Origin of the sequence: Myxococcus hansupus (assembly GCF_000280925.3) — a bacterium.
Taxonomy (GTDB): Bacteria; Myxococcota; Myxococcia; order Myxococcales; family Myxococcaceae; genus Myxococcus; species Myxococcus hansupus.
This window is the reverse complement of record NZ_CP012109.1, coordinates 9119865-9138432: the sequence shown is the minus strand read 5'-3', so window position 1 is coordinate 9138432 and position 18568 is coordinate 9119865. Positions and strand designations below refer to the sequence as shown.

Sequence of the window (18568 nt, the reverse complement as noted above, 5' to 3'; positions counted from 1 at the left end):
GGCTCAGTAGCAGTTGGGGGCGAACAGCTCGTCATCGATGGCGGCGACGAACTGGTCATTGCACCAGCCGCTCACCAGCATGTGCCCGTTGCGCACGCAACTGTCGTGGCTGGTGGCGTCCCGGGTGTACTGGGTGTCGCCGCCACACTCGGGGCCGCAGCGGCCGAAGCAGTTGCCCACCACCTTGGGCCGGTGCCAGTGATTGGGCGAGCCACACTGCCACACGCCCCCGGCCAGGAAGTACTCGTCGCCATTGCACCGGTAATGGTCACCGAGCTGCGCCAGTTGCTGGTTGCCAGGCCAGTCGAAGCCGCCCCGGTCACAGTCATGCGCCGCGTACGCGTACCAGTTGTAGATGCCCTCGCAGCTCCCGGTGTTGCGCCCGTTGCACCGCGCATAGCTGCACAACATCGTATAGCCGCGTCCCTTCTCTCCCATCACCGCGCGCTGGAGCGCCACGCTGTCTGGAAACTGGGACCACACCCCCACCGCGCGGCGCAGGTACCTGGCCTGGGGCGCCGCGTCATCCCCGGCCGGGAGCTTCGCGTTGAGCGCGCGGTAGAGCGCGATGAGCAGCGTACGGTCCATTCCCTCCACCTGCACGTCCGCGCCGTTCGCGTCGGCGAAGCCATCCAGCGTGGAAATGCCCTGGAGCGGCTCCATCAGTCCCGTGAGCGTCAGGCCACGCAGCCGAACCTCGATGCGAAACACACCGGGCTCCACCTCCTGGGAAGAGAAGCGCACCGCCTCCCCTTCGTGGACGAAGGTTCCCCGCGTTTCCCGCGGCGCGGAGGACAGCGCGAGCCCGTTCTGCTCCAGCCTCGGCGCGGCGTCCGGAATGGGCGTCTCCCCGCAGGCCCCCGCCACCAGCACCACCATTGCCCACCACCACGTCCGCATCGTCGGGCTCCCTCCGGCCAGGAACGGTCCGAAAGGCGCCCCACCTCCTCGCGGCGGGGCGGCGCACGGACCAGCGACGCGGAATGCTCGCACCCACCGGCTTCGCCGATAGGGGACGCGAGTCTCAGGTCACTGTCCGCAGGAAGACGGGCAGCGAACCCTCGGCGCGCTTCAGTCCGAAGTCCCCCTCTGGGAGCGACTCACGGCCGCCAATCACCAGCACGCCGCCGGGGACCAGCCGCTCCACCAGCCGGGTGAGGACCTCGCGCTGGAGCGCCGGCGCGAAGTAGGTGAAGGCGACGTTGCGGCACAGCACCAGGTCGAAGGGGCCGTCCGGCATCTGGGAGCGCAGGTCCTGCTGGAGGAACTCGATGCCCCGCCGGTACTCCGGCGCGAGACAGAGCACGTCTCCCCCCGAGGGGAAGGCCCGCGCCACCCACGCCGCGGGAAGCTCGCGCAGGGTCCCCCGTGGGTAGCACCCACGACGCGCCCGCTCCAGCAGGGCCGCGTCCGCGTCGGTGGCCACCACCTCCAGGCGCCGCGCTGCGGGAAAGTACGGCTGGAGCCCCAGCCAGAACAGCACGGAGAGCGTGTAGGGCTCCTCGCCGGAGGCGCAGCCCGCGCTCCACACACGCAGCGTTGACTCGCCCCGCTCGCGCAGCGTCCCCAGGCGCGCTGGGAGCAACCCGTGGCGCAGCAGGTCGAAGACACGCCCATCCCTGTAGAATCGGGAGATGGTGACGCGGCAGAGCGAATCGAGCACGTCCCACTCCGCCGGGTCGGCCTCCAGCCGGGCGCGGTAGGCCGCGACGTCCGGCAGGCCCAGCGTCCTCAGCCTGCGGCCGATGCGCTTGCACACCTGCCCCCGGACGCGCCGGAAACCCTCCCACCGCAGCCGCAGGCGGGGCGCGGCCCACTGCAACAACTCCACGCAGTCACGGTCGGTCATCGGCGCGGCCTCCTTCCTGATGTCGACATGGACGCTTCCCATGGGCAAGCGGAAGCCCTTGCGCCGCGCGGAAGGAGGCCGGATGTGGCATGACGCTTCGACGTTGTGTCGAACCCGGAGGAACCCACCCTTGAAGAGACTGAGCGCCCTCACCCTCTCCGCGGCCCTGGCGTCGGCCGGCTGCACGCACACCCCCGCGGCCCCCGAGCCCACCGCACAGCAGGCCCCCGCCCCCGAGGCGTCCGCCCCCAAGCCCGTGCCCGCGCCCGAAGGCGCCAGCGTGATGTCCGGCTCGCTCGCGGACTTCACCGCCGCGTGTGACGCGGACCTCGAGCGCACCCGCGCGCAGGTCGCCGCCCTCAAGACGCTGGATGCGCGCAAGGACGGGCAGGCCGTGCTCGCCGCGTACGACGAGGCCCTGGGCGCGCTGCTGGCTTCGGCCAACCGCGCGAGCCTCGCGCGCGAAGTGCACCCGGACGCGACCTTCCGCGACGCCGCGCGGGCGTGCGAGCAGCGCGTGGACTCCGCGAACGTGGAGCTGTCCCAGGACCGGGGCGTCTATGACGCGCTGGCCGCGGTGGACCTGTCCGGCGCGGACGGCGCGACGAAGTACTGGATGGAGCGCGCGCTGCTGGACTTCCGCCGCGCGGGCGTGGACCGTGACGACGCCACCCGCGCGAAGGTGAAGTCGCTCAACGAGGAGCTGCTCAAGCTGGGGCAGCAGTTCAGCAAGAACATCGCCGAGGACGTCCGCAAGGCGACCTTCAAGCCCTCCGAGCTGGACGGCCTGCCGGAGGACTACCGCAAGGCGCACCCCGCGGGCGCGGACGGGCTGGTGGTCATCACCACCAACTACCCGGACTACTTCCCGTTCATGACGTACGCGAAGAACACGAAGGCGCGCGAGAAGCTGTGGCGCACCTACCGCCAGCGCGCGTACCCCGCCAACCAGGAGGTGCTGGCGCAGCTCATCGCGAAGCGCCACGAGCTGGCCACGCTGCTGGGCTACGCGAGCTGGGCCGCGTACACCACCGAGACGAAGATGACGCGCACGCAGCAGGCGGCGGCGGACTTCATCGACCGGATGGGCGCGGCCACCGAGGCCCGCGCGAAGCAGGAGTACGCGAAGCTGCTGGCGCGCAAGCAGAAGGACGTGCGCGGCGCCAAGGTGCTGGAGCCCTGGGACCAGGACTTCTACGAGGACCGGCTGCGCGCCGAGCAGTTCAGCTTCGACTCGCAGGCCGTGCGCCCCTACTTCGAGTACGGCCGGGTGAAGGCGGGGGTGATGGACATCACCTCGCGCATCTGGGGCATCACCTACCGTCCCGTGAAGGGCGCCCAGGTGTGGCAGCAGGAGGTGGAGACCTACGACGTGTTCGACGGCGACACGCTGCTGGGCCGCATCTACCTGGACATGCACCCGCGTGACGACAAGTACAAGCACGCGGCGCAGTTCGACCTCGTCGCGGGACAGGCCGGGAAGCGCTACCCTGAGGCCGCGCTGGTCTGCAACTTCGCGCGCCCCGGCGAGCTGATGACGCACGACGAGGTGGAGACCTTCTTCCACGAGTTCGGCCACCTGCTGCACGCCATCTTCGGCGGCCACCTGAAGTGGGCGGGCATCGCGGGCACGCGCGTGGAGTGGGACTTCGTGGAGACGCCGTCCATGCTGCTCCAGCAGTGGGCCGGCAACCCGGAGGTGCTCAAGGAGTTCGCGAAGCACCACCAGACGAACGAGCCCATCCCCGCGGAGCTGGTGGAGAAGCTCCGCGCGTCCAAGGAGTTCGGCCAGGGCCTCTGGTCCCGCCGCCAGCTCTTCCTGTCCGCGGTGAGCCTGGACTACTACTCGCGCGCGCCGGGCTTCGACACCACGCAGGCCCTCGTCGCGCTGCAGGACAAGCTCAGCCCCTTCAAGCACGAGCACCGCGACGGCACGCACTTCGAGGTCGCCTTCGGGCACCTGGATGGCTACTCGGCCGCGTACTACACGTACCTCTGGTCGTCCGTCATCGCGAAGGACCTGGAGACCGAGTTCCAGAAGAAGGGCTTCCTCGACCGGGAGACGGCGATGAAGTACCGCCGCACCGTGCTGGAGCCCGGTGGCTCCAAGCCCGCCTCCGAGCTGGTGAAGGACTTCCTGGGCCGGGAGTACGGCTTCGACGCGTACCGCGCCTGGCTCGACGCGAAGTAGCCTGAACGCACAGTGGCCCCAGTCCCCCCTGCGGGGTCTGGGGCCACGGAAGGAACCACCGGCGCGTCAGCGGCTGACGAAGGCCTTCTCGATGAGGAAGTCGCCGCGCTCGTGCGAGTCGCCTTCCTGGAAGCCGCCAGCCTCGAGGATGGCCGCGGTCTCCTTGATCATCTCGTGGCTGCCGCAGATGACGACGCGGTCGTGCTCGGGCGAGAGCGGCTTGGAGCGGAGCAGGTCGGTGATGCGGCCCTGGTTGCGGAACGGCTCGCGGGTCACCGTCGGGTGGTACGTCAGCTTCCCCTGCACCAGCTCACCCAGGTACGGGTCGTTGGGGAGCTGCTCCTCGAAGAACTTGGAGAACGACAGGTCGGCGATGTGGCGGCAGCCGTGCACCACGGTGACGTGCTCGAAGCGCTCGTAGGTCTCCGGGTCCTTCACCATGCTCAGGAACGGCGCGAGCCCGGTGCCGGTGGCGAGCATCCACAAGTGCTTGCCCGGCCGGAGGTTCGCGACGGTGAGCGTGCCCACCGCCTTCGTGCCCACGAGCAGGGAGTCGCCCGGAGCGACCTTCTGCAGCCGCGAGGTCAGCGGGCCGTCCTGAAGCTTGATGGAGTAGAACTCGAGCGTGTCGTCGTAGTTCGCGCTCGCCATCGAGTACGCGCGCATGAGCGGGCGGCCTTCGACCTCGAGGCCCATCATCACGAATTGACCGTTCTGGAATCGGAAGCCGCTGTCGCGCGTGCAAACGATGGAGAAGAGACGGTCGGACCAGTGCTGCACCGAGAGTACACGCTCGGTCGTGAAACCAGTGGCCATGGATCAGTCCTGCTTCTTCGCGGCGAAATCCCAGTTCACGGCCGACGTCGGGGACACGTCGACGGACTGCTTGCTGAGGTTTGCCAACGTCATGGTGACTCCGTGTGCGGGGTCATCACCGATTGCCGCGTTCCTGTCAATCCGTCGCCTGCTTGGCTGATATGTTGGCAAGACTCCAATGGATTGGCGCGGGGGCGCCCCGGAAAAGCGCGGTGATTCGAGGCCGCTCGCGGCGCTTGCCTGCCGTGGCGCGCGTCCGCCCGCACTGCCCGCTCCGGGAACTTCACTACCCACCGGTGCCCATCCTCTTCCCGCGCGGCGGCCGGTAGCCAACGCGGGCCCGCCCCCGGAAACACCCGTTGGGTTGGGCATCCCACGCGTCTGGCTGGAGAGCACCTTGCTACGGCTCCGGCTGTCCCGGCATCGGATGGGGCAGTGTGGAGGGGGGTAGCCGACGTGACACCCATGCATCGACGAAGAGGGGGCTGGTTCCTCCTGGCGAGCGCGAGTTTCGCCCTGCTGGTGACCAGTTGCACCGATGACGAACCCGTCGCCCGGGTCAATCCCGGCGAGGAGGTGCCAAACGAACCGAATCCTCCGGAGACCGTTCCACCGCCGGTGGCGGGCGAGTGTGAGAGCGCGCCGAAGAACCCAGGCCGCGTCACGCTCCACCGCCTCAACCGCGCGGAGTACAACGCCACGGTGAGAGACCTGCTGGGAGACACCACCCAGCCGGCCAACGACTTCCCCATCGACGACCACGGGTACGGCTTCGACAACATCGCGGACGTGCTGTCGTTGTCGCCGCTGCTGATGGAGAAGTACTCCACCGCGTCGGAGAGACTGGTGAACGACGCCTGGGCGCGGGGCGTCTTCAACACGTGCGCGCTGGACCCGCTCAACCCGGCGCCCTGCGCACACGAAATCCTCTCCAACTTCGCCCGCCGCGCCTGGCGCCGGCCCGTGCAGCAGGCCGAAATCGACAAGCTGATGACCTTCGTCGACCTGGCCCGGCAGCACGCGGACCCGCCCGACGCGGGCGTGCGGCTGGCCCTGCGCTCGGTGCTGGTATCGCCGCACTTCCTCTTCCGGGTGGAGAAGAACGCGCCCCCTGGGAGCACGGAGCCGTACACGCTCGACAACCACGAGCTGGCCACGCGGCTCTCCTACTTCCTGTGGAGCAGCATGCCCGACGACGCGCTCTTCGCCGCGGCGGAAGCGGGGAAGCTGAGCGACCCCGCGGAGATGGAGGCCCAGGTGCGGCGCATGCTCGCGGACCCGAAGGCCCGGGCGCTGGTGGAGAACTTCGCCGGCCAGTGGCTCTTCACCCGCGCGCTGGGCACGGCGGTGCCGGACTCGACGCTCTACGGCGCGTTCAACGAGGAGCTGCGCGCCGCCATGCGAACGGAGACGGAGCTCTTCTTCGCGGAGTTCGTCACCGGCGAACACAAGCTGAAGGACCTCATCGACGCGCCGTTCACCTACGTGAACGACGCACTGGCCGCCCACTACGGCCTGCCGCTGCCGGGCAGCCCCACGCACGTCCGCGTGGACCTCGCCGGCCATCCGGAGCGCAGCGGCATCTTCGGCAAGGGCTCGCTGCTCACCGTCACGTCCAACCCGGACCGGACCTCACCGGTGCAGCGCGGCGTCTGGGTGCTGGAGCAGCTCCTGTGCTCGGCGCCTCCGCCTCCGCCTCCGGACGTGGAGAACCTGCCGCCGCCCATCACGCCGAACATGACGATGAAGGAGCGCATGGCGCTGCACCGCAGCGCACCGGCGTGCCAGGGCTGCCACCGGTTGATGGACCCGCTGGGCCTGTCGATGGAGAACTTCGACCCCATTGGCCGGTGGAGGCTCCAGGAGGTGAGCGGCGCGCCCGTGGACGCCACGGGTGACATGCCCGACGGCCACATCCTCGCGGGCGTCAACGACACGCAGCGCTACCTGAAGGAAGAACCGAAGCTGACCAACTGCATGACCGAGCACATGCTCACCTACGCCACGGGTCGTGGCATCGAGTCGGCCGACCACTGCGCGGTGAAGGAGATTGCCACCACGGCCGAGGCTCGCGGTGGGCGGCTCGTCGACTACGTCCTCAGCATCGTCTCGAGCAGCCACTTCACGCAGCGTGGCGCCGAGGAGGAGCAGACGCCATGAGCAAGAAATTCAGACTCTCGCGACGTACCGTCCTTCGGGGAACGGGCGCCCTGATGGCGCTCCCCCTGCTGGAGCAGATGCTGCCGCGCACCGCGCACGGCGCACCGGGCGACGTGCCTCGCAGGCTCGCCGTCTTCTACACGCCCAATGGCATCCACATGCCGAAGTGGACGCCCACGGCGGAAGGCCCCATGTGGGAGCTGACGCCCACCCTGGAGCCGCTGGCGGCGGTGAAGAACGACCTGCTGGTCGTCTCCGGGCTGGCGAACATGCCGGCCTTCCCGGACGGTGACGGACACCACGCCGCCGCCACGGGCGCCTTCCTGAGCTGCGCGAAGGTCTTCAAGACGGAGGGCACCAACCTCCGGGTGGGCATCTCCATGGACCAGGTCATCGCCAACCACCTGGCGGCGACCCGGGCCACCCGCTACGCCTCCATGGAGCTGGGCATCGACGCGGGGCGCGGCATCGGCAACTGCGACTCCGGTTACGCGTGCCCGTACGCCAACAACATCGCCTGGTCCGGGCCGCGGACGCCCGTGGCCAAGGAGACCAGCGCCCAGGCCGCCTTCGACCGGCTCTTCGCGGGTGGCGTCCCGGGCGAGACGGCGGCGCAAATCGCGAAGCGCCGCGCCTACGGCAAGAGCATCATCGACGTCGTGCGCGACGACGCCGCCGCGCTGCAGGGCCAGCTTGGCACCGCCGACCTGCAGAAGCTGGAGGAGTACTTCGTCAGCGTCCGGGAGCTGGAGAAGCAGGTGGAGGACGTCACCGTGCCGGCCGTGGCCTGCGCGCCGGGCGTGGCGCCGCTGGTGACGGAGGACCCGACGGCGAAGACGAAGGCGATGATGGACCTCATCGTCCTCGCCTTCCAATGCGACCTCACCCGCGTGGCCACGTTCATGCTGGCCAACGCGCGCGCCAACAAGGTCTACCCCTTCCTGGGGCTCAGCGGCGGGCACCACACGTACTCGCACCACCAGAAGGTGCAGTCCAACTACGACGCGCTCGCCACCATCGACCGGTGGGAGGTGACGCTGCTCCAGTACCTGCTGGAGCGCATGAAGTCGGTCATCGAGGTGAACGGCATGTCGCTGCTCGACAACTCGATGGTCTACTTCTCCAGCGAGGTGGGCGACGGCGACTCGCACAACCACGTGGACCTGCCCATCATCCTGGCGGGCAAGGGCGGCGGCGCGCTCACGCCGGGCCGGCACGTCCGCTACCAGAAGGACCCGCTGGCCAACCTGTACATCTACTTGATGCAGGCCATGGGCGTCCCCGGCGTCACCACCTTCGGTGACGACGGCACGGGCCCGCTGGCCGGCCTCGTGTAGTCCTCGGCACACCGTGCGCGGCGGAGCAGGCGAGCGGGCGGCCCACCGCGCGCCTCGCCCGCCGCGCACGCTTCACATGCATGAGCGGGCGTCCTGGCGCATCATCGCTCCCATGCCTTCCCTGCCTCCAGTCTCCCGGTGGTCCGCGCTCGTCCTGCTGCCGCTGCTGCTCGGCTGCGGAGGTGGCGCCAAGGCCCAGGGCCGCCGCCCGGTGGCGCCGGGCCGGCAGGCCGCGTCGTCCGCCACCAAGCCCAAGCCGGCCCCGGAGCCTCGCGCCGCCCTGCCCTCCGCGAAGGAGTTCTCGCGGGACATGGTGACCGCGCACAACCTGGCGCGCACCGGCGCCCGGCCCGCGCCCAAGCCCCCGCTGCCGCCGCTCGTCTGGTCCAGCGAGGCCGAGCGCAAGGCCACGGCCTGGGCGAAGTCCTGCCGCTTCGAACACAACCCGGACCGGGGCGACTTCGGAGAGAACCTCGCCGCCGCCACGCCCGGCGCCTGGACGACGTCCCAGGTGGTGAAGAGCTGGGCGGACGAATCCTCGGACTACGACTACCGCCGCAACACCTGCGCGAAGGGCAAGGTGTGCGGCCACTACACCCAGGTGGTGTGGCGCAAAACGGTGACCGTGGGCTGCGCCACCGTCATGTGCAACAAGAACTCGCCCTTCGGCGCGCAGTTCCCCACGTGGCAGCTCTGGGTGTGCAACTACACGCCGCCGGGCAACTGGGTGGGACAGCGTCCCTACTGAGCGTGAGCGCGAAGGCGCCCTCCAGGGCCGGTGCGACCCGGGGTGCCCGACACTCCCTCCACGGAGGGATGACGGGCCTCGGTTCCGCGGCGGATACTCGGCGCCATGTCCCGCTCCCTGCTCCGTCATCTGCGGCCGCTCGGCCTGCTCGCCCCGCTGCTCCTCGCCGCTTGTGGCTCCGATGAGCCCGGCCCCGGCCCCGGCCCTGGCGGAGAGGATGCCGGCACCGAACCGCCCGTCATGACGCAGTTCGACCGCGACATGCTCGCCGCGCACAACGCCGCGCGGAGGAACGTGTCGCCCGCGGCCTCGCCCGCGCTCGAGGACCTGACGTGGGACGAGGCGGCGACGCGCACCGCGAAGGCCTACGCCGCGAAGTGCCAGTTCCGGCACAACCCCGACCGCGGCAACCTGGGGGAGAACCTGACCGCCGCCACGTCCAACGCCATGGGGCCCCAGGGCGTGGTGCAGGGCTGGGTGGACGAGGCGGCGGACTACAACCACGCCAACAACACCTGCGCGAGCGGCAAGGTCTGCGGCCACTACACGCAGGTGGTGTGGCGCAACACGCGGGCCCTGGGCTGCGCGGAGCAGGCGTGCACGGAGAACTCGCCCTTCGGCCCGGGGCGCCCCAACTGGACGTTCTGGGTGTGCAACTACGCGCCGCCGGGCAACTACGTGGGCCAGCGCCCCTACTGACGCAGGTGCTGGTCCAGGAAGGCGGCCACCTGCTGCCAGGCGCCCGCGGCGGCGCCGCCGTCGTAGCGCTCGCCTGACGGGTTGGCGAAGGCGTGGTCCGCCTCGAACTCCAGGATGTAGTGCCGCACGCCCGCCGCATCCAGGCCGTCCCGGAAGGACTGCACCGTCTCCGGAGGGATGGAGGCGTCCCGAGTGCCGAAGATGCCCAGCACCTGCGCCTGGATGGGCGCGAGCGCCTTCGGGTCCGTCACCGGGTTGCCGTAGTAGATGACCGCCGCGTCCAGCTCCGGAATGGCCATGGCCGTGCGCAGGGACCAGCCGCCGCCGAAGCACCAGCCGATGCTGCCCGTGCGCGGCGCCTGGATGCGCGCGTCCTGCTGGAGGAACGCGTGCGCGGCCTTCAGCGTCTCCTGCGCGCGGCCCGCGTCCACGGCCTTCAGCAGCGACAGCGCCTCCTCCCGCGAGGTGGCCACCTTGCCGCCATACAGGTCCACCGCCAGCGCGGCGTAGCCCTCCGCGGCGAGCCGGTCCGCCCAGTGCTTGATGTGCGGGTTGAGGCCCCACCACTCATGGATGACCAGGACCGCGGGCAACGGCCCCTGAACGCCCTGGGGCAGGCTCAGGTAGGCTTTGGTGCCGGCCACCTCCACCTCCTCGCCCTGGAGCGGCGGCGGCGCGTCCTTGCGCAGCGTGTGCAGCGCCTTGAACGCCTCTTCGGACACGGCGCCCGTGGCGGACGGCTCGCGCTGGACCTCGCGGGCGCGGCCCTGGACGCAGCCTCCCAGGAGCAGCGCTCCCATCATCAGCAACAGGCCCTGGCGCATGGTGTGTCGACCTCCGTGGGTGGGGGAACCCGAGGACGACTATCCTGGGATGGCGCCTCGCGCCACCTCGAGCGAGGCGGCCCAGCGAAACGCGAAGAGGGCTGGGAGGGATGCGTCCCTCACCAGCCCCCCTTGCGTCCTGCGCGAACGACAGTGACTACTTCTTCTCGGCCGCGGAGGGCTGCTTGTTCGCCGGGGGCGTGCCACCCATGGCCGGCATCTCCGGCTGCTTGACGATCTCGAGCAGCTCCACCTCGAACACCAGGGCCGCGCCGCCCGGGATGTTCGGCGGGGCGCCACGGTCACCGTAGGCGATGTCGGACGGGCACACGAGCTTGGCCTTGCCGCCCACCTTCATCTTCTGCACGCCCTCGGTCCAGCACTTGATGACGCCCTGGAGCGGGAACTGCGTGGGCTCGCCACGCTTGTGCGAGCTGTCGAACTCGGTGCCGTCCGGCAGCGTGCCGCGGTAGTGCACCTTCACGATGTCCGAGGCCGCGGGCGTCGCGCCCGTACCGGCGGTCAGCTCCTTGTAGATGAGGCCCGACTCCGTCTTCTGGGCGCCCTCTTCCTTCGAGGCCGTCTCCAGGAACGCCTTGGCCTTCTCCTTCTCCGCCTCGGCCTTGCGGGTGCTGCGCGCGCGGGCCAGCTCCTGCAGCTTGGGACCGTAGGTCTCCAGGTCCACCGCGGGCTTCTCGCCCTTCACCTGCGCGGTGATGCCAGACTGCACGTACGCCAGCTCCTCCGGCGTCATGTCGAACACGCTGACGCTGCGGCCAATGGAAAGGCCCAGCGCGTACAGCGTCTTCTGGTCTTCCGTCTGCGGGTTGGCGCTCGCGCCCGCAGCAGCCGGCGCCGCCGTCGACGCCGCATCCGTCTTGCCCTGCTGCTGGCAGCCCGCCAGCACCAGCATTCCCGCGACCAGCCACGTCTTACGCATGTCGTGCCCTCTTCCTTGCTTTCTGGAGCGGCAGTGAGACATCGCCGCAGTCAGTTCCGGAGGGCCGACTTACTACAGAAACGGCCTGACAATGGTCCCGACCGCACGGGGCGGCCGGACTCGTTTCCGGCTGACACCTTGCCCAGCACCGAGGCGTCCCTTTCAGTCCCGGGGGAGGTGTGACTTTTCATTACCCGCCTCTGTGGGAACCCCCGAGGGCCATCACCCCTCCGCGGCCTCCAGGTAGCCGAGCAGCGGCGCCAGCATCGGCGTCAACCGCTTGTAGGTGGCGGTGTCCTCGGGCACGGAGCGCAGCACGCTGGCGAGCCGCCGCCGCCTTCCAGGCGCCGCAACCTCCGTGGCGATGGGCGCCACATAGGTGTGGATGGTGAAGAGGATGGCGCGCGTCTGGGGCATCCGGGTGAGCGTCTGCCGCTCCAGGCGAAGGAAGCAGCGCTCGCCCGCGTTGTCCGGGGTGATGCCGTCGAACAGGTGGCGCCACTCCGGCAGCGTGCGGGGCTCCAGGTCCAGCCGCTCGGTGACGCTGAAGGCCCAATTGCAGCGCGTCACCGGCCGCCCTGGCTTCAGCCCCTCCATCAACTTCAGCGTGGAGGTGCCCAGCTTCGCGTTGAACTGGGGCACCGGGTTGTGGACCGCGAGCAGCGGCAGGCCCAGCTTGTCACCCAGGCACCAGCCGGAGGGGAAGCACAACTGCCCCGCGACCAGTGGAAACCCCTCACGCGTGCCATCCAGCAGCAGCAGGTCCTCCTGCACCTGGCGCCCGAGCCAGTCGAGCGGCGCCTGCGGCAGGCTCGCGGCCTCCCCCGGGGTGAACTCCGTCCGCGTGCCCAGCAGGTGGTTGCGCCACGTCCAACGCGAGCCTTCCACGTCCAGCGCGAAGTGCTCCGGAGATTGACGCGCCATGGCAGGCAGCAGCACCGTCAGCGTCTCCCATTGCAGCGGCTCCGTGTCGGGCCCCCCCTGGAAGCGCTCCGCGTGGCCCGCCGCCAGCAGCGACGTCTTCAACCCCAGCTCATGCGCATAGCGCGGCGCGTCTACTTCAATGAGTGTCTCCTCAGGCCGCAGCGCACGCACGCCCAGCGACATTGAAAAGACATCCTGCTCGAAGGGGAAGTAAGGCAGCACTGCTTGGACCTCTCATGAAGGATTGGAGCAATTTATCAACCGTGTTGCAGAACGCATCGCGTCACGGGCAGTGTGGCTGTTTTTGATGTCTCACCCTTGAGGTTGCCCACTTTCACAGAGAGGATTCGCACGTCCTGGCTGAGCCCTGGAGCCCCCTGCTCGGCAGCCCAGGTCGCAGCACTTCCTCGGGAGATACCTGATGCATCCTCTGCCGCTGTCGCGCGCGCCTCGTGCCGCGCTCCTGGCCCTCGTGGGTCTGCTCGCCCTTCCTGCCTGCTCGGACGACGACGACAACAACACGCCGGACGCGGGCCAGCCGGACTCCGGCACGCCGACGGACGCCGGCACGGACGCGGGCACGGATGCCGGCACGGGTGACGGTGGCACCGGCGGCGTGGCGGACCCCGCCAACTGGCCGCGGGACTTCTCGTGTGAGGGCAAGGAGCAGGCCACGCTGACGTTCAACCCGGGCGAGGAGCAGGAGCTCCAGGACGCGGTGAACGCGCTGGTCGAATGCACCACCATCCAACTGGGCGCGGGCACCTTCCAGTTCGACAACGCCATCACCATCCGCGCCAACGGCATCACCGTCAAGGGCGCGGGCAAGGGCGCCCAGGGCGAGGCCACCGGCGGTGAGGCCAGCACCGTGCTGGACTTCTCCAACGCGGCCGCGAACACCAACGGCCTGGACGTGGTGGGCAAGCTGTTCACCGTCACGGACCTGACGGTGTGGAACGCCAAGAAGGACGGCATGCGCATCGAGTCCTCCAGCAACGTGTTCATCCAGCGCGTGCGCACCGAGTGGTCCCAGGAGAACCTGGAGAGCAACGGCAAGTACGGCATCTACCCGGTGAAGTCGACCTACGTCCTCGTGGAGGACTGTGAGGCCTACAACGCCGCCGACGCCGGTATCTACGTCGGTCAGACGACGCACACCATCGTCCGGCGGAACGTGGCCAAGAAGAACGTGGCCGGCATCGAAATCGAGAACACCAAGTTCGCGCACGTGACGAACAACACCGCCACGGACAACACCACGGGCCTGGTGGTGTTCGACCTGCCGGGCAACCCCATCCGGGGCACGGACATCTACGTGGCCCACAACACCATCACCGGCAACAACCGCCCCAACTTCGCCTCCGTGGAGGCCAGCAGCAGCACCGTGTCCCAGGTCCCCGCCGGCACCGGCACCTTCATCCTGGCCTCGCGCCGGGTGGAGTTCGAGCACAACACGTGGGGTGACAACAACACGGTGGACATCGCCATCCTCAGCGGCCTGGCCATCGAGGCGGACCCCGTCCAGTGGGCGCCCGGTTTCTTCAACTACCCCAGCGCGGACATCTACATCCACGACAACACCTTCACCGGCGGCAGCGGCGGCAGGGTGGACAATGGCACGCCGGACGCGGAGCGCCGCCCGCTGGGCGCGCTGGTGGGCGCGGTGTACGCCTACGGCGCCGCGGTGCATGACTCCCCGGGCGTGGAGCACGTGCTCTGGGATGGCATCGACCCGGCGCCTCGCAACGAGAGCCTGTCCAACCCCATCAACATCTGCGTCACCGGCAACACGCTGCCGGAGGGCACGCGGTCCGCGCTGGTGGACTTCGACCTGCAGGCGGTGGGTGGCCACCTCCTGTCGCCCACGCCCAACGTGGCCGCGGCCTGGGAGGAGACGCGCCGCTATGAGCAGGGCGCCGCGCCCTACAACTGCTCCGGCTTCTCCCCGGCCCTCACCATCCGCTGAGACGCCTGGTGACGAACGGACGCATGCACAAGCCGTTCATCCCGGGCCTGGGCCTCGCCGCGGTGCTGTTGACCGCGGCGCTGGCCTCCTGCTCGGGTGACGAGGACGGCGTCACACCCCAGCCCGACGCCGGCACCACCGAGCGTGACTCGGGCCTGCCCCCCGAGGACAGCGGCACGCCCGACGCGGGTGACGCGGGCGACGACGCGGGCACACCGGATGCCGGCGGCGACGACGCGGGCACACCGGATGCCGGCGAGGTCTTCCCGCCCACCACGCTGTCGGGCTTCGGCCTCTTCACCGGGACACCGGCGGCGGGCGGGCTGCGGCCGGTGGAGGGGAACATCCCCTACACGCTGACCACGCCGCTCTTCTCCGACTACTCGGTGAAGACGCGCACGCTGTTCATCCCGCCGGACACCTCGGCCCGGTACTCGGCCAGCGAAGTGCTGGACCTGCCGGTGGGCACCATCATCACCAAGACGTTCGCCTTCCCCGCGGACCTCCGCGTGCCCGAGGAGAACGTGCGCGTCATTGAAACGCGCGTGCTGGTGCGGCGGCCCGGTGGCTGGGAGGCGTTCCCCTACTTCTGGAACGAGGCCCAGACGGAGGCCACGCTGGCCAACGGCGGCCGCGTCGTGCGCGACGTGCGCTTCATCGGCGAGGACGGCGTGGAGCGGCGGCTGGACTACCTGGTGCCCAGCAAGAACCAGTGCCTGAAGTGCCACCACGTCCAGGACGCACAGGACAACCAGGTGTTGGTGCCCATCGGCGTGAAGGCCCGGTATCTCAACCGGGAGCACGACTACGGCGGTGAGGCCCTCAACCAGCTCCAGCACCTGGCCAACCTGGGCCGGCTGACGGGGCTGCCGCCGCTCGACTCGGTGCCGCGCGCGCCGAACGCGTTCAACGAGGAGGAGGCCAGCCTGGAGCACCGTGCGCGCACCTACCTGGACATCAACTGCGCGCATTGCCACAACCCCAAGGCGACGTCGGGCACCACCAGCCGGCTGTTCCTCAACGTCGAGAACACGGACGCCTTCACGCTGGGCGTGTGCAAGCGGCCCGGGTCCGCGGGCGGCGGCGTGGGCGGTGAGTTCGACATCGTCCCCGGCAGCCACTCGACGTCCATCCTCTGGTACCGCATGGACACCGAGGAGTCGGGGAAGATGATGCCGGAGCTGGGCCGCGCCCTGCGTCACAACCAGGCATCGAGGCTCATCGCGGACTGGATTGACGCCATGCCGCCGCAGTCCTGCAAGTAGGCCCGTTGCCTGCTGAGCGGCCCCTCCGTGCCTCGCGCGCGGAGGGGCTTCGCTTTTCCGGGCCGTGACGCCCACGCCGCGTGACAGGGCGCGCGCGTGCCGCATAATCCGGGGCGCATGTCCTTGCCCACGCTGCTCCGGGGCGCGGGCCTCACCTGCGCGCTCATCCTGCTCGCCGCCTGCCGCATCGAGTCCGCCGCGCCCTCGGCCGGGCCGGCCCCCACGCGCGAGGGCACACCGTCCGGAGACGTCTGGGTCTACACGTCCATGTACCGGCACGTCCTGGACGCGCTGGAGCCCCTGCTGAAGGAGCGGCTGCCCGGCGTCCAGGTGCACTGGTACCAGGCCGGCAGCGAGAAGGTGGCCAGCCGCCTGGAAGCCGAGCGCGCCGCGGGCGCCGTCCGCGCGGACCTCCTGGCCACCTCCGACCCGTTCCTCTACGAGCGGCTCGCGCGCGAAGGCGCCCTGCTCCGCCATGCCTCGCCCAACGTGCTCCGCGTGCCCCGCGCCCTGGTAGACCTGGATGCGCGCTACGCGGCCCTGCGCCTGTCCACCATGGTCCTGGTCTACCGGAAGGGTGGACCGCCGCCCCCCACGTCCTTCGAGGCGCTGGCCCAAGGCCCCTGGACGGGGCGCGTGGCCATTGGCGATCCGCTCACGTCGGGCACCGCCTTCACATGGGCCGTGTTCTGTGACGCGAGGTACGGCGCGACCTTCTTCACGGGGCTGCGCCAGCGCGGCGCCATTGTCGCGGGAGGCAACGCGGCGGTGCTCCAGAAGGTGGAGAGCGGCGAGGCCGACGCGGGCGTGCTGCTCCTGGAGAACGTGCTCGCGGCCCAGGCGCGCGGCAGTCCCATCCAGGTGGTGTGGCCCACCGACGGTGCCGTCGTCATCCCCGGGCCCGCGGCCCTCTTCGCGACGACGCCCAACCCCGTGGCGGCGAAGGCGGTGGTGGACGTGCTGCTGTCACCCGAAGGCCAGCGCATCATCGTCGAGCAGGGCGACATGCACGCGGTGGACCCCAGGCTCCCAGGCCCCAGGGGAGAACCCGGCGTCGAGGCGCTGCTGGAGCGCGCGCGCCCCTGGACACCCGAGCTGCTCGAGCGAGGCCTCACCCAGGGCGGCGCCGTGAAGGAGCGCTTCCAGCAGGCCTTCGCGCGATGAGCGCCGCGGCGGCCAGGTCCTGGTGGCTGGGGCTCGGCGCGTGGCTGGTGCCGGTGCTGGGCTTCTCCGTGCTCCCGGTGGCGGCGCTGCTCTGGCGCGGCCTGGGGGCCGTCGAGGACGGGGGCCTGACGTGGTTGCTCGCGGAGCGGGGCGCGCTGGGCAACACGCTGACCATCGCCACGGGCGCGGCGGTGCTGGCCTTCGTCGCGGGGACACCGCTGGCGCTGGTGCTGTTCCGCACCGACCTGCCCCTGCGCGGCGCCTTCACGGTGCTGTTCACCCTGCCCTCCGCCGTCCCCGCCTTCATCTGGGGCATGGGCTGGCTGTCGCTCGCGAGCCCTCGCGCGGGGTACCTCAACCGGCTGCTGGGCGCGGACACCTTCGACATCTACGGCCCGGTGGGCATCGCGTTCGTGGAAGGTGTGTCGGGGCTTCCCCTGGTGCTGCTCGCGGGCGCGGCGGCCCTGCGACGCGTGGACCCGGCGATGGAGGAGGCCGCGCGCGTGTGTGGCGCATCGACGCCTCGGGTGCTGTTGACCACGACGCTGCCCCTGGCGTTGCCCTCGCTGCTGTCCGGCGCGGTCATGGTGTTCCTCATGGCGGCCTCGTCCTTTGGCGTCCCCTACCTCCTGGGCGTGTCGGCCTCGCCGCCCACGCGGGTGCTCACCACGCGCATCTATGAGCTGGTGTTGATGGGAGGCGACGCGGGACTGGGGCGCGCGGCGCTGCTGGCGGCCTCGCTCCTGCTGCTGGCCCCCTTGGCCATGGGCGTGAACCAGATGCTGGGCCGGACCGGGCGCGTCCGCCTGAGCGCGGGAAAGGGCCTGTCGGCCAGGCCCTTCCCCTTGGGCACCGCGCGAAACAGTGTCCTGGTGGCGGTGGGCCTGACGGCCACGGTGCTGGTGTTGCTGCCCCTGGGCGCCATCTTCCTCACGTCGCTCCAGCGCAGCTTCGGCGCCCGGCTGGCCTGGAGCGAGCTGACGCTGACGCACTGGGCGGGCGTGTTGATGGAGCCCCGCACGTTGCACGCCACCGGGCGCAGCCTCCTGCTCGCGGTGGGGGCGGGCACGCTGGTGTGTGGGCTGGGGCTCGCCGCGGCGGTGCTGCGACGGGGCTCGCGGCGGCTGGGCGCGGGCGTCGAGGCGCTGGCCGTCTGGCCCTACGCGGTGCCGGGAACAGTGCTGGCCCTGGCGCTGCTGCTCGTGTTCTCCCGGGACCTGCGCTTCATCCTGATGGACCGGGTGGCCTTCGTGCTCGCGCTGGCGCACACGCCGTGGCTGCTGCTCATCGCCTATGTGGCGAAGTACCTCGCGCTGGGAGCGCGCAACAGCGAGGAGGCGCTCGCGCAACTGGACACCTCCCTCACGGAGGCGGCGCGCGTCAGCGGCGCGGGGCCCTGGCGGGCGTTCGTGGATGCGCCGTTGCCACTCCTACGGCCCGCGCTCACCGCGGCCTTCGTGCTCGCGTTCCTGGCGTGCGCGACAGAAATCACGATGTCCGTGCTGCTCGTTCCCGCGGGGACCGAGGTGCTGGGCACGCTGCTCTTCGAGCTCCAGAGCTACGCCGACCCCGCCGCCGCCGCGGTGCTGGCCTGCGCCTTCGTCGTGCTGGTGGTGATGGGGCAAGCGATGCTCGCGCTGCTGGCCCGGCGGCCCATCGACAGACGGTGATGGACCACCGGGCCC

General features: G+C 70.3%; 15 protein-coding genes. 9 read left to right on the top strand and 6 right to left on the bottom strand.

Translation table 11 applies throughout. The features are described from left to right. Positions 1-3 precede the first annotated feature (3 nt). Positions 4-900: a hypothetical protein gene (locus A176_RS36065; RefSeq protein ID WP_044889941.1), complete on the bottom strand. Its 897-nt coding sequence runs from the start codon at positions 898-900 to the stop codon at positions 4-6. 124 nt (positions 901-1024) lie between these two features. Beyond that, positions 1025-1849: a CheR family methyltransferase gene (locus tag A176_RS36060; RefSeq protein WP_002633867.1), complete on the bottom strand. Its 825-nt coding sequence runs from the start codon at positions 1847-1849 to the stop codon at positions 1025-1027. 82 nt (positions 1850-1931) lie between these two features. On the opposite strand from A176_RS36060, the gene A176_RS36055 reads away from it, so the two are divergent. Beyond that, positions 1932-4040, top strand: coding sequence for a M3 family metallopeptidase (locus A176_RS36055; protein WP_002633868.1), 2109 nt, complete (start codon positions 1932-1934; stop codon positions 4038-4040). Positions 4041-4106: 66 nt separating this feature from the next. Here A176_RS36055 and A176_RS36050 read toward each other — a convergent pair whose 3' ends face one another. Then, positions 4107-4856, bottom strand: a complete 750-nt coding sequence (locus A176_RS36050; RefSeq protein WP_002633869.1) for a ferredoxin--NADP reductase — start codon at positions 4854-4856, stop codon at positions 4107-4109. A gap of 465 nt (positions 4857-5321) precedes the next feature. Between A176_RS36050 and A176_RS36045 the strand changes: the two genes are divergently transcribed. From A176_RS36045 to A176_RS36030, 4 genes are all read left to right on the top strand, one after another. Then, positions 5322-7016 (top strand): DUF1592 domain-containing protein, encoded by a 1695-nt coding sequence (locus A176_RS36045; protein ID WP_044889942.1) that lies wholly within the window; start codon positions 5322-5324, stop codon positions 7014-7016. Next, a complete protein-coding gene (locus A176_RS36040; protein WP_002633872.1) occupies positions 7013-8353 on the top strand; it encodes a DUF1552 domain-containing protein in 1341 nt (446 codons plus the stop codon). Before A176_RS36045 ends, A176_RS36040 begins: the two co-directional genes overlap by 4 nt. Positions 8354-8429: 76 nt before the next feature. Continuing rightward, entirely contained in the window at positions 8430-9101 is a 672-nt protein-coding gene (locus tag A176_RS36035; RefSeq protein ID WP_002633874.1) for a CAP domain-containing protein, read from the top strand. Positions 9102-9206: 105 nt separating this feature from the next. Next, positions 9207-9800, top strand: a complete 594-nt coding sequence (locus tag A176_RS36030; protein WP_002633875.1) for a CAP domain-containing protein — start codon at positions 9207-9209, stop codon at positions 9798-9800. Here A176_RS36030 and A176_RS36025 read toward each other — a convergent pair. The 3 genes from A176_RS36025 to A176_RS36015 all read right to left on the bottom strand — a co-directional run bounded on the left by A176_RS36025 (position 9794) and on the right by A176_RS36015 (position 12710). Then, positions 9794-10624, bottom strand: a complete 831-nt coding sequence (locus A176_RS36025; RefSeq protein WP_002633876.1) for a dienelactone hydrolase family protein — start codon at positions 10622-10624, stop codon at positions 9794-9796. The two genes, A176_RS36030 and A176_RS36025, sit on opposite strands and share 7 nt — an antisense overlap. A 157-nt stretch (positions 10625-10781) precedes the next feature. Beyond that, entirely contained in the window at positions 10782-11564 is a 783-nt protein-coding gene (locus A176_RS36020; RefSeq protein ID WP_002633877.1) for an FKBP-type peptidyl-prolyl cis-trans isomerase, read from the bottom strand. A 222-nt stretch (positions 11565-11786) separates the two neighbouring features. Beyond that, a complete protein-coding gene (locus A176_RS36015) occupies positions 11787-12710 on the bottom strand; it encodes a heme-dependent oxidative N-demethylase family protein (RefSeq protein ID WP_002633878.1) in 924 nt (307 codons plus the stop codon). Positions 12711-12909: 199 nt separating this feature from the next. Between A176_RS36015 and A176_RS36010 the strand changes: the two genes are divergently transcribed. The 4 genes from A176_RS36010 to A176_RS35995 all read left to right on the top strand — a co-directional run bounded on the left by A176_RS36010 (position 12910) and on the right by A176_RS35995 (position 18553). Next, complete coding sequence (locus A176_RS36010; RefSeq protein ID WP_002633879.1) at positions 12910-14454, top strand: parallel beta-helix domain-containing protein; 1545 nt, start codon at positions 12910-12912, stop codon at positions 14452-14454. Between the two features lie 23 nt (positions 14455-14477). Further along, a complete protein-coding gene (locus A176_RS36005) occupies positions 14478-15719 on the top strand; it encodes an SO2930 family diheme c-type cytochrome (protein ID WP_193409826.1) in 1242 nt (413 codons plus the stop codon). Positions 15720-15836: 117 nt separating this feature from the next. Then, positions 15837-16883, top strand: a complete 1047-nt coding sequence (locus A176_RS36000) for an ABC transporter substrate-binding protein (protein ID WP_002633881.1) — start codon at positions 15837-15839, stop codon at positions 16881-16883. After that, positions 16880-18553, top strand: a complete 1674-nt coding sequence (locus A176_RS35995) for an ABC transporter permease (protein ID WP_002633882.1) — start codon at positions 16880-16882, stop codon at positions 18551-18553. The genes A176_RS36000 and A176_RS35995 overlap by 4 nt, the downstream gene beginning before the upstream one ends. Positions 18554-18568 lie beyond the last annotated feature (15 nt).

Coding starts and splice junctions, on each gene's coding strand:
- A176_RS36065 (WP_044889941.1), bottom strand. CDS start 900: ATGCGGACGTGGTGGTGGGCAATGGTGGTGCTGGTGGCGGGGGCCTGC.
- A176_RS36060 (WP_002633867.1), bottom strand. CDS start 1,849: ATGACCGACCGTGACTGCGTGGAGTTGTTGCAGTGGGCCGCGCCCCGC.
- A176_RS36055 (WP_002633868.1), top strand. CDS start 1,932: ATGTGGCATGACGCTTCGACGTTGTGTCGAACCCGGAGGAACCCACCC.
- A176_RS36050 (WP_002633869.1), bottom strand. CDS start 4,856: ATGGCCACTGGTTTCACGACCGAGCGTGTACTCTCGGTGCAGCACTGG.
- A176_RS36045 (WP_044889942.1), top strand. CDS start 5,322: ATGCATCGACGAAGAGGGGGCTGGTTCCTCCTGGCGAGCGCGAGTTTC.
- A176_RS36040 (WP_002633872.1), top strand. CDS start 7,013: ATGAGCAAGAAATTCAGACTCTCGCGACGTACCGTCCTTCGGGGAACG.
- A176_RS36035 (WP_002633874.1), top strand. CDS start 8,430: ATGCATGAGCGGGCGTCCTGGCGCATCATCGCTCCCATGCCTTCCCTG.
- A176_RS36030 (WP_002633875.1), top strand. CDS start 9,207: ATGTCCCGCTCCCTGCTCCGTCATCTGCGGCCGCTCGGCCTGCTCGCC.
- A176_RS36025 (WP_002633876.1), bottom strand. CDS start 10,624: ATGCGCCAGGGCCTGTTGCTGATGATGGGAGCGCTGCTCCTGGGAGGC.
- A176_RS36020 (WP_002633877.1), bottom strand. CDS start 11,564: ATGCGTAAGACGTGGCTGGTCGCGGGAATGCTGGTGCTGGCGGGCTGC.
- A176_RS36010 (WP_002633879.1), top strand. CDS start 12,910: ATGCATCCTCTGCCGCTGTCGCGCGCGCCTCGTGCCGCGCTCCTGGCC.
- A176_RS36005 (WP_193409826.1), top strand. CDS start 14,478: ATGCACAAGCCGTTCATCCCGGGCCTGGGCCTCGCCGCGGTGCTGTTG.
- A176_RS36000 (WP_002633881.1), top strand. CDS start 15,837: ATGTCCTTGCCCACGCTGCTCCGGGGCGCGGGCCTCACCTGCGCGCTC.
- A176_RS35995 (WP_002633882.1), top strand. CDS start 16,880: ATGAGCGCCGCGGCGGCCAGGTCCTGGTGGCTGGGGCTCGGCGCGTGG.